Source organism: Pseudomonas sp. yb_9, from assembly GCF_043103635.1.
Classification (GTDB): Bacteria; Pseudomonadota; Gammaproteobacteria; order Pseudomonadales; family Pseudomonadaceae; genus Aquipseudomonas; species Aquipseudomonas monteilii.
The window spans coordinates 1-1,138 of record NZ_JBICKA010000057.1 but is presented as its reverse complement, the minus strand read 5'-3'; the positions used below and the strand labels follow the sequence as shown (position 1 = coordinate 1,138).

1 protein-coding gene is annotated in these 1,138 nt (G+C 55.9%); it reads left to right on the top strand.

Annotation, left to right across the window (positions count from 1 at the left end; translation table 11 throughout):
- The first annotated feature begins 51 nt into the window (after window positions 1–51).
- Window positions 52–1,137 carry an IS630 family transposase gene (locus ACF8MI_RS16280; protein WP_181073987.1) on the top strand — a complete coding sequence of 362 codons (1,086 nt, stop codon included), beginning with the start codon at window positions 52–54 and terminating at the stop codon, window positions 1,135–1,137.
- The last annotated feature ends 1 nt before the right edge of the window (window position 1,138 follow it).

Here is a 1,138-nt window from a genome sequence, read left to right as displayed (position 1 = left end):
CTCATATTTTGGTCTAGGCTTTCAGGATCAGAAATGCCGTGGAGCAACGATATGAAAACCGGCCGACCTGCAGCCCCGATTGAGCTGAGCGACGAAGAAAAGCTCGAACTGCTTCGTCGCTCTCGACAGCGTAAAGGCCCTGCTGAATCGCGCATTCGGGCCGAAATCATCTTGGCGTGCGCAGGTGGAGAGTCGGGTACCTCGATCGCCCGCAGACTCGGCATCGGCGTACATACGGTCTCGCGTTGGCGAGTGCGATTCAGTCGGCTGCGACTTGATGGTTTAAATGACGAACATCGTTCAGGCCGGCCTCGCAGCATTACCGATGAACAAGTACAGGCCGTGGTCAATCAGGCACTGCAATCCAAACCCGAAGATGCCAGTCACTGGAGCACTCGCTCGATGAGTCAGGCAACCGGGATTTCTCCAGCCAGCGTCATGCGGATATGGCATGCCTTCGGCCTCAAGCCTCACCTAGAAAAGACTTTCAAGCTTTCGACCGATCCGCTGTTCGTCGACAAGGTGCATGACATTGTTGGGCTCTATCTCAACCCGCCCGACAAGGCCCTGGTGCTATGTATCGACGAGAAAAGCCAGATCCAGGCGCTGAACCGTACCCAGCCAGGCTTACCTCTTGCACCCGGAAAACCCAGCACTCGCACCCACGACTACAAGCGCCACGGAACCACATCGTTGTTCGCGGCGCTGGACATCGCTACAGGCGAAGTAATCGGAAGATTGAAGCGCCGCCATCGAAGTACGGAGTTTCTCGCGTTCCTCAAAGAGGTGGACGCCAACGTACCAGAGGACATGCCTGTTCATCTGGTAATGGACAACTACGCGACACACAAGACCGACAAAGTGAAAGCGTGGTTGGCAGGGCATCCGCGCTACCAAGTGCATTTCACACCTACTTCGGCATCCTGGTTGAACCTGGTGGAGCGTTTTTTTTCGACGCTGAGCGAGAAGTGGATCAAGCGCCAGGCACATACCAGCGTGAAGGATCTGGAGGAGTCTATTGAGTACTATCTGTCCACTCATAACGCCAACCCTCGACCCTTTCGCTGGCATCGAAAGGCCGATGACATCTTGGCGAGCGTCGGCCGTGCAGCCGAGGCGCTAGGCCGAAAAATATGAG